10 protein-coding genes are annotated in these 9269 nt (G+C 50.0%); 1 reads left to right on the plus strand and 9 read right to left on the minus strand.

Annotation, left to right across the window (positions count from 1 at the left end):
- Positions 1–135: 135 nt before the first annotated feature.
- The 9 genes from B2Z72_RS05415 to B2Z72_RS05455 form a co-directional block, all read right to left on the minus strand.
- The gene (locus B2Z72_RS05415) at positions 136–492 is read right to left on the minus strand and encodes a hypothetical protein (protein WP_296982192.1); all 357 of its coding nucleotides are present in this window, start codon (positions 490–492) and stop codon (positions 136–138) included.
- Between the two features lie 33 nt (positions 493–525).
- The gene (locus B2Z72_RS05420; RefSeq protein ID WP_296982191.1) at positions 526–948 is read right to left on the minus strand and encodes a roadblock/LC7 domain-containing protein; all 423 of its coding nucleotides are present in this window, start codon (positions 946–948) and stop codon (positions 526–528) included.
- Positions 941–1477 carry a GTP-binding protein gene (locus B2Z72_RS05425; protein WP_296982190.1) on the minus strand — a complete coding sequence of 179 codons (537 nt, stop codon included), beginning with the start codon at positions 1475–1477 and terminating at the stop codon, positions 941–943. Before B2Z72_RS05425 ends, B2Z72_RS05420 begins: the two co-directional genes overlap by 8 nt.
- Positions 1477–2451: a hypothetical protein gene (locus B2Z72_RS05430; RefSeq protein WP_296982189.1), complete on the minus strand. Its 975-nt coding sequence runs from the start codon at positions 2449–2451 to the stop codon at positions 1477–1479. The genes B2Z72_RS05425 and B2Z72_RS05430 overlap by 1 nt, the downstream gene beginning before the upstream one ends.
- Positions 2452–2912: 461 nt before the next feature.
- On the minus strand, positions 2913–4025 hold the full coding sequence (locus tag B2Z72_RS05435) for a P1 family peptidase (protein ID WP_296982187.1): 1113 nt from the start codon (positions 4023–4025) through the stop codon (positions 2913–2915).
- Between the two features lie 9 nt (positions 4026–4034).
- Positions 4035–4865: an ABC transporter permease gene (locus tag B2Z72_RS05440; RefSeq protein WP_296982185.1), complete on the minus strand. Its 831-nt coding sequence runs from the start codon at positions 4863–4865 to the stop codon at positions 4035–4037.
- 10 nt (positions 4866–4875) lie between these two features.
- Complete coding sequence (locus B2Z72_RS05445; RefSeq protein ID WP_296982183.1) at positions 4876–5760, minus strand: ABC transporter permease; 885 nt, start codon at positions 5758–5760, stop codon at positions 4876–4878.
- Between the two features lie 2 nt (positions 5761–5762).
- Positions 5763–6881, minus strand: coding sequence for an ABC transporter ATP-binding protein (locus tag B2Z72_RS05450; protein ID WP_297004316.1), 1119 nt, complete (start codon positions 6879–6881; stop codon positions 5763–5765).
- A 109-nt stretch (positions 6882–6990) separates the two neighbouring features.
- Entirely contained in the window at positions 6991–8061 is a 1071-nt protein-coding gene (locus tag B2Z72_RS05455) for a polyamine ABC transporter substrate-binding protein (RefSeq protein ID WP_297004318.1), read from the minus strand.
- A gap of 259 nt (positions 8062–8320) precedes the next feature.
- On the opposite strand from B2Z72_RS05455, the gene B2Z72_RS05460 reads away from it, so the two are divergent.
- Complete coding sequence (locus B2Z72_RS05460; protein ID WP_296982672.1) at positions 8321–9193, plus strand: MurR/RpiR family transcriptional regulator; 873 nt, start codon at positions 8321–8323, stop codon at positions 9191–9193.
- The last annotated feature ends 76 nt before the right edge of the window (positions 9194–9269 follow it).

A 9269-nucleotide genomic window follows, 5' to 3' on the forward strand; every position in this document is an offset into this window, starting at 1 on the left:
GAAGGGTAGAAAGAAGGGTAGAAAAAGCGGGGAAAGAAAAAGAAATTATCCGTGGAAAACGAAGCAGGCAAAAATAAAAAAACCGGTGCCGATTCATCAGCACCGGATTTTTTAATGATCAGTACAAAACGCTGATCAGATGCTCAGGCCTTCTTCTGCCATGCGCAGTGCACGACGGGCCAGTGCCAGGTTGGATTTACCGGAATCCAGCGCGTAATAGATGAACAGATCACGGTCTGTGCTCATCGGGCGGATCAGGTGGTACTGGCTGCTCAGAGTAATCAGGATATCGTCAATCTGCTGATCCAGTTGCAGCATCTGGATTGCTTTCAGTTTGGCACGAACAACTTCGGTGTTTGCTGCTGCCGCGATTTCCAGGTCCAGGCCGCTACCGGCAGATCCCAACAGCATGCCGGTGTTGTAATCCACAAGAGCGCAGGCTAATGCGCCTTCTGTTTCCATCAGTTTGCTCAGTGTGTCATTAATGCCCATTTAAATTTCTCCGGGTTGTAGTTCGGGTTTAGTTCAGTTGTAGTGCTTAAGAATTTCCAGAATATCTCTGGCAACGTTGTTCAGTGTCCACATAGCGACGCCATGATTGGTTTCCGGCGAGAAGGACCCCAGTAACACCACTTCCAGCGCAGCGTGCTGAATCGGGCGGCAGACCAGCAATCCTTTTTCGGTTTCAATCAGGCAGCCAGTAAACGGCTGTTTCTCGGCCTGTTCGGTGAGGCCATTACTGATGCCGCAGAATGATGCGGACATAGCGGCAAGACGCTCGGCACTGATGGCTGAATCCGCTGCAATGGTATTGCACAGAACGTATCCGTCAGAAGTTGACATGGAAAGATATTCGATGCCGGAGTGCCGGGCAGAAGCGCTTTTTAACTGTTCAACAAAAGCAGCTTTTAATGTGTTGGAAACCAACGGATTAACCGCTTCATTCATTTATATAAGTCTCTACTTCAAGATTGGCGATTAATATCTCGAGGGCCAGTACAAGATCATCACGATTCCGGGGATCAGTCGGAAGAACCGGTAAAAAGCACTCATGTTCTGCAAGTAATGCTGACAACTGCTGCATCTGACTGTCGTCTATTCTGTTGGCAGCAACGACAACACTGCCGTTTTCTACCAGATCCCTGAATGCCTGCAACAGATAAAGAGTATCCTTTTGCCAGTCGGGGTGGCCGGCATTCACTAACAGTACTGCACCAATCGCGCCTTTGGCAATAACAGGCCATACTGGCTCAAAATGTTTTTGTCCGGGAATTCCGTACAAATGTACCTGTTGGTTTTCATCCAATTGAATAAAACCGTAATCCATGGCCACGGTTGTGGTTTGTTTATCATACAGTTCACGATTGGAATTGCGCACTTCTGTGGTTGCTGCGTTACCTTCACTCAAGGACTGAATCGCAGTGGTTTTACCTGCCCCCATGGGACCGATAAAAAGAATTTTGTTCTGTAATTGCATCAGGACAGGGCCACTTTTAATTTGTTTCTCAGGCTTGCAAGAAAAGACAACTGACGCTTTTTCTCAGGTTTGGAACTGTTCTTCGCTGCACTGTATTCTTTACCAGCGTCATGAACAACCGGCTGGGCCGTAAAGTTCACACCCTGGTTTTCACAGGCCTTAATAAATTGCATGGCTTCCATTTTGGATGCGCGGGTGATGCGAGTCACATCATTAATGGACGTTGGGCGTTTAACAAAGGCCGCGGTCAGCTGAAGAATACGTTCATTACGATAAAGCTTTGAATAATCCGGCCATTGCCTTAACTGATAGGCGCTGGATAACAGCCGCTGCTGCTCAGCAAGGAACAGCGGCTCATGCAGATTCAGACACCAGAGCAGCGATTGCAGCGTTGCACAATAAGGTTTATCGGGGTCTGTGTCTGCAAATTTTTCATCGACTACGACGATTTCCGGATGCGCATCGGAGACCAGTGTCTGCGCCAGAATTTCTTCCGGTCGGTCAGAATGCATGACCAGCTTATCGCCATCGCGCAGAATGACCGCAGAAACACTGCGACAGTTAATCAGCAGAGACTGATGATCACTTAAATGCTGCGCTTTTCTCTGCAGATGTTCAGAAATAACGTGATAATGCTTTTCTGCTACGGGATTTTGTCCGCTGCTTTCACAGGAGCAGTTCTTTTCAACTTTTTGCAGAACGTCGAGCAGCGGCAGGATACGCACCGGCCAGTCGACTTTGATGTGATCTATCGGATCGGCATCGCTGCAGGTTTGTTTAAAGAATTTTCCAGGACGGCAAATAATGGAACTTCCGTTCAGATTTGTGCTTTTTTCCAGGACAAGTGTTACCGATTCGGCTTCGCCCTGGTAATACCATTTTCCATCAAGCCGGGTATTGGCGACGTGCAGCTGCTTGAGCAGCAACTCCTGGTCAAATGTGGAAAAACCCTGTGATCCGATAGAGAACTTCATTCATAACTCTTCGTTGTGGGCTGACAGTACTGCGTTAACAGATGTGTACGGTGCAACTCCGGACGGGGTTGCCAGCATACATGCCCTTTGGATTTGCGATGAATCATAAAACAGGCCAGTGACGACTGACTACTGAATTACACAGATTTTACATGGAATTGCAGGGAACAAATTATTCCGCGTTACGAATGAGACAATTATTAATAGTAAAACGATCCTGCAGGAAACAATGCAGCTGTAAATGGCGGGAATATTAATGTGGGATAATTAATTCTTTAATGGAATAATTAAACAGTGACTAATGAGAACGACGATTAAAGCTCAGACAGCTGCCGCTGGGATGTTTCAGCAGGGCTGATCAGGGAATCAGCCTGCGAGATTTTCAGAAAAACAGAAATGCAGGGACCAGCCGGGATTATTGGTAAGACCATTAATCCCGGCGCTATAACGTCTGCTTCCGCTCAGGTGCCGGCAGCCTGATTTAATCCGCGATAAAAACCGTCGACCAGTGTGGCCAGGCGTTCTCCATCAATGGCTTTGCAGATTTTCCCTGCCGGTTGTTTAAAGGTGGGCGTGTCTTCAGCAGCGACCATGGCATTCACTACAGATTCTTCTACAGCCTGCACCGCCGCCAGATAGAAATCATCGAACACTTCATCATTCAGATACTGCATGCTGCATTCTGGCCCGGATAACTGCGGCAGCGCTTTTTCATTGGCGGTACTGAAGGCAAGAAAAATATCGCCGGAGTTATTACCACCCGGTGAGCCGTTACGGCCAATGCCTATCGCTGCACGTTTGGCCATGCGCTTCAGCTGATGCGGCAGCATGGGCGCATCCGTCGCCAGAACCACGATAATCGAGCCCTGCTCGTGGCTGTCGTGAATACGGCCTTCCGGCATCAGCTGACCTACCGGTGCACCACATACACTGAACCACGGACGCAGGCCATGATTGGCCTGAACCAATGCGGCAACGGTGTAGGTTTTACCGGCCACGGTGACCTGACGCGATGACGTGCCGGTGCCGCCTTTAAAGTCGTAGGCGATCATGCCGGTACCACCGCCGACATTACCTTCGGCGGGCGTGCCGGAAGCTGCGCTATCCAGTGCCGCCAGAGCATCCGCCTCGGTCACATGCTGAGCGTTAATATCATTAAGTACGCCATCGTAGGTTTCTGCGACGACGGGCATGGCCCATAAATGATTATCGCGCCAGTGATCACGATAATGGTTAATCATCCACCTGGTTGCAGCATGATGGGTGATACCGACGCCGTGACTGTTGGTAATCATCACCGGACCGGTGAAATAACCGCCGTCATGAATCCAGTGGGTGCCGGTCATTTCGCCGTTGCCATTCAGCGCATACATCCCGGCCCACACTGGCTGAGGCTCCGTTTTTTTGCCGCGTGGCAGAATAGCAGTAACGCCGGTCCGTGCCGGGGACACGGGATCGTCATTAATCAGGGTGGCGTAACCGACTTCAACCCCTGGTACATCGGTAATGGCGTTGAAAGGGCCTGGTGTACCGGAAAACGGAAGGCCATAGTCTCGAGCACGTTTAGCAGCCATAGGGTTACCTTACTTGTCTGAATTTCGCGATTTAAAATAAATACCCAGTGATGCAATCAGCACGGAAGAGAACAGCATCAGGGTGGCAATGGCGTTGATTTCCGGTTTGATACCGCGGCGTATCATGCTGAGAATAAAAACCGGCAGCGTGGTCGAGTCGACACCACTGATAAAGTAAGTGATGACCAGATCGTCCATGGAAATAATAAAGCTCAGTAACGCACCACCAATCACACCCGGCAGAATCAGCGGAAGGGTAACGCGGCGGAAGGTCTGCCATTCATTGGCGCCCAGATCGGCAGAGGCGGCTTCGATCACCGGATTCATACCGGCCAGGCGGGAGCTGACCACAATAAAGACATAACTGGTGAGGAAGGTGCAGTGACCGATAATAATCGACGTCACGCCGAGATTAACGCCAACACCGACAAAGAAAATCAGCAGGGCAATCCCGAGCACGATATCCGGCATCACCATTGGCACGAACAGCAGCATGCGATAGAAATTCTGCAGGCGGAAACGATAGCGGGCCAGAGCCACAGCGGCGCTGGTACCGAGTACGGTAGATACCAGAGTCGCGCAGCCTGCCACTACCAGACTGACGCCCAGCGCTGACACCAGCTGATCGGTGGATTCCACATAAGCGGCAGAATCTTTCAGGCTGGTATCACCACCAAACAGGTTGATATACCAGTCGAAGGTAAACTCCTTCCAGATCATCACATTCACCGGATTGGAGTTGAACGAATAAATAACGATCAGCAACACCGGAGCGTAGAGAAAAACGAAAAACAGCAGGCTGTAGCCAGACAGCAGACGGGATGATAATTTCGCTAACATAAGATAATCCTCAGGCCTGCTGCTTCTTCACTACCTTCAACAGGTAGAAAGACACAATCAACAACATAAATACGATAATGACCATGGACAGCGTGGCGCCAAACGGCCAGTTACGGGCATACAGGAACTGCTGTTCAATCAGGTTGCCGATCATCACGACCTTGGCGCCCCCAAGCATGGCGGGAACCACGAAGTTACCCAGCGCCGGAATAAACACCAGAATGCTGCCGGCAATAACACCTGGCATGGTCATCGGGAAAATAACGCGGCGGAAGGTGGTAAACGGACCAGCCCCTAAATCCTGCGACGCCTGAATCAGCTTGTGGTCAATTTTTTCCACGCTGGAATACAGCGGCAGAAACATAAAGGGAATAAAGATATACACCATGCCGAGAATAACCGCGGTACCGGAATACATAATGTCCAGCGGGTGATCGGTAATGCCAAGAAACTGCAGCAGCTGATTGGCAAAACCGGAGTCGCGCAGAATCAGAACCCAGGCATATAAACGGATCACCATGCTGGCAAAAAACGGCAGGGTAATTAAAAAAGCAAACAGGGCTTTTTTCGAGGGGGACAGACTGCTGATCCAGAAAGCGACCGGGTAGCAGATCAGAAGAGTACAGAATACCGTTCCCAGCGCCAGGCCGATGGAGCGCAGAAAAATCTCCAGATAAACCCAGTCAAATTCTTCAGTAAAACCGTCTGCCCAGCCAAGAATACGGCCATAGTTCCAGTGGTAGAAGTTCCATTCAACACCGCCGTACAGTCCGGGTTCGAGGAAGCTGTACACTGCCATAATCAGCAGTGGACCAATAAAGAAAATCCCTAAAAACAGCGTTGTCGGAGTGAGCAGCAGCATCAGCTGCTTCTGCTGACGGGTAAATGATTTCATGCTTACCCCCTGCCCTGCGGGATGGTGTGAACGGACTGAATATCGTATTCCAGCAGAATACGGTCACCGCTTTTCAGGTCTGGCAGACTGCCACGGATCAGCGCAGTAATTTCCGTGCCGTTATCCAGTGTGCAGTTGAGCTGATGATCGCGGCCAATAAATACGGATTGCTGTAACGTCGCGCTGATCTGCTGTTTGCTGTTATCTGCAGGCGCGTTGTCAGAGACCAGACGGAAATGCTCCGGACGTAATAACAGGGTGACATCCTGGCCAACACTCAGATTGCCATCGTGGCTGTAGACTGCGATGCCCTGAGAATCAATCAGGCAGCCATCGTCATTGGTCTGAATCACTTCGCCGCAGAAGATATTGCTTTCACCAATAAATTCGCTGACAAACAGGCTGGCGGGGGTGTGGTAAATCTCGTCCGGTGTACCCACCTGCTCTACTTTGCCGCCGTTCAGAACGACAATACGGTCCGACATAGTCAGGGCTTCTTCCTGATCATGGGTCACAAAGATAAAGCAGATGCCCAGTTCGGATTGCAGGTTTTTCAGTTCCAGCTGCATCTTCATGCGCAGGTTTTTATCCAGCGCCGACAGCGGTTCGTCCAGCAACAGAATTTTCGGACGGTTGACGATGGCGCGGGCCAGGGCAACCCGCTGCTGCTGACCGCCGGATAATTGCGATGGACGGCGTTTTTCCACACCGCTGAGACCAACCATATCCAGTGCGGCGGATACGCGCTGATTGCGTTCTTTTTTTGCCACACCGGCGACATCCAGACCGTAGCCGACGTTATCGCCAACAGAAAGATGCGGGAATAACGCGTAGGACTGGAATACGGTATTCACCGGGCGATGGTGTGGCGGCTGCTCCAGCAGAGAATCGTTATCCAGCAGAATTTTGCCACTGTCGAGACGTTCAAAGCCGGCAATAATATTTAATAAAGTGGTTTTACCGCAGCCGGAAGGTCCCAGCAGCGTAATAAATTCATTACGGCCAATACTCAGGTTAATGTCATCCAGCGCTTTCACCACACTTCCTTCGGGCGTATTAAAGTGACGGATAGCGTGTTTGATTTTCAGAAAATCAGTTGATTGGGAATCAGAGCTGTACATAGAAACCTCAGTTGGCGGGGTTGTGGGCAGCTGAGCTGCCCACGGGGAGAGCGTGGCGTTGTTATCGTATTGTGTTCTTGCAAGTCTTACGTTTACTGTCGTGCGGCGATCAGGACGCGGTGCGGAACTTAGTCCATACGCGGTCGTACAGTTTGATGCCTTTGCCCAGACTTTCGAACATCTGCAGTTTTTCCATCACCTCTGCTGGCGGGTTAACGCTTGGGTTATCACGCAGATCCGCTGGCAGCAGTGGAATTGCCGCTTTGTTGATGGTGCCGTTGGTTTGCTGAGCCGCGTTCATCGCTGCGATTTCCGGCTTCATAAAGAATTCGAGGAATTTCTTGGCATTAGATTTATGCGGTGCAGATTTCAGTACGCACATGTTTTCCTGGTACATGGTGGCGCCTTCTTCCGGAATAACATAAGCCAGGTTTTCCGGATCCTGCTGCACATACATCATGGCACCGACATACCATTGCGCTGCGGCGATATCGCCCGCCTGCACCATTGGGATGCTGTCATAAGTAAAGGCGCTGACCAGAGGCTTTTTCTCTAACAGGAAAGCCTGAGCTTCTTTCAGTTCAGATGGCTCAACCGAGTTAACGCTGTTGCCGTTCATAATCAGAGCGACACCGATGTCTTCACGCATGTCATCCAGCATGGCAATTTTTTTACCCTGCCCTGGCAGTGCGAAGAATTCTTTCCAGGAAGACAGTTCGCCCACGGCCTTTTTGTTGTAAACAATACCGACTGTGCCCCAGGCGTACGGCAGACAGTATTCACCCTTCGGATCGGTAGCGGCTTTCAGGTGGCGGGTATCAATGTTTTCAAAACCGGCGGATTTATTAATGTCGGTTTTTTCCAGCATATTCAGATGCGACATGATGTCCTGCATATGCACAGACGGGAAAATAATGTCGTAACCGCTGGCACCAGCCTGCAGTTTGGCCAGCATTTCTTCGTTGGAGGAGTAAGTATCCAGCGTCACTTTGATGCCGGTTTCTTCAGTAAAACGGGTCAGGATTTCCGGGTTGATGTAATCACCCCAGTTGTACAGGCTCAGGGTTTCTTCAGCCTGAACAGAGGCTGTGCCTGCAGCACAGGAAAGGCTGATACAGGCCGCAGCAAGTGCTTTCTTAATGTGCTTTTTGTTGGTTACTGCCGTTATTAAACCTTTCATCAGATCCACCTCAGGAAGTTAATGATTGCGTTAGTCCATCACTGATTTCATTCTATGAATGCCGGTACTATTCACTCAATAACAGATTATGTTATCTTTCTAACATTGTAATTTTTTACAATTAAATCAGTAGGTTACGTTAAATCTATAGAGTGCATTTAAGTATATTTCAGGCATTTGTGCACTACGGATGCACTTTTTTGTATAAAAATGCACCAGATGGCAACAGAATCCGGATAAACACAGGAGGGGCCTAACATTGGAGAACACCTTTTCGTCTGAAGGCAGTTTTATCCCGACCCGAACGGCGCAGCATATCCAGTCATTGATGTCAGAGTTATCACCATCAGAGGCCCGGGTGGCTCAGTATATTCTGCTCAATCTGCACCGCATCGCCTATGAAACCGGTGCCTCGATTGCCGAAAAAGCGCTGGTCAGTCCAATCACCGTCAGCCGCTTTCTGCGCCGCGCCGGCTACGAAGGTATCGGAACACTGAAGAAGGAAGTGCAGCAGGAAGCCATCGCAGTAACCGACGAAGGCTCCCACAGTGTTATCAGTGATAAACATATCAAAGCAACGTTTGATAAAGACCTGAATATTCTGGTGAATCTGTTCCGTCAGTTTGAAGGGGAAACCTGGAAAGGCATCGTCAACTGTGTAGCCGCCGCCGAGCGCGTGTATGTCTCCGGCTTCCAGACCATCCGTGGCGTGGCAGAAGACTTCAGCCGCCGCCTGTCTCTGGCGCGCCCCAATGTGCAGTATCTTTCCGCCCACGACAGTATGTTAGGGGAATGGCTGAGCAATAATCAGAAACGCTCGCCGCAGGAATATCAGACACTGATTCTGATCGACGTTGTACCTTATGCACAGGAAACCAGACTGTTGTGTGAAATTGCGTCAGAAAAAGGCATTCAGCTGGTTATTATTACCGACGAGTTCTGTTACTGGGCGAAGGAATATACGCCGCATATTCTGCATGCCAAATCCAAGACAGGATTATTTCTTGAAGCAACCTGGGGGTTGGTGCTGGCCGGCAACATGCTAGTGGATCAGGTGGCGCATAAGAATCCGGAAAGTAAACAACGGGCAAAGGATTGGTTTGACCTGGCTAAGCGGTTGAGTCTTTTTTAGCGGTTTAATTTTGTTGGGATGTGATTGAAAGGTTTTAAATTTTATTCTGAGTTGCGGTGGGCGGAGCCCACCCTTG

This window comes from Thalassolituus sp. UBA6592 (genome assembly GCF_002433655.1).
GTDB lineage: Bacteria > Pseudomonadota > Gammaproteobacteria > Pseudomonadales > Oceanobacteraceae > Venatoribacter.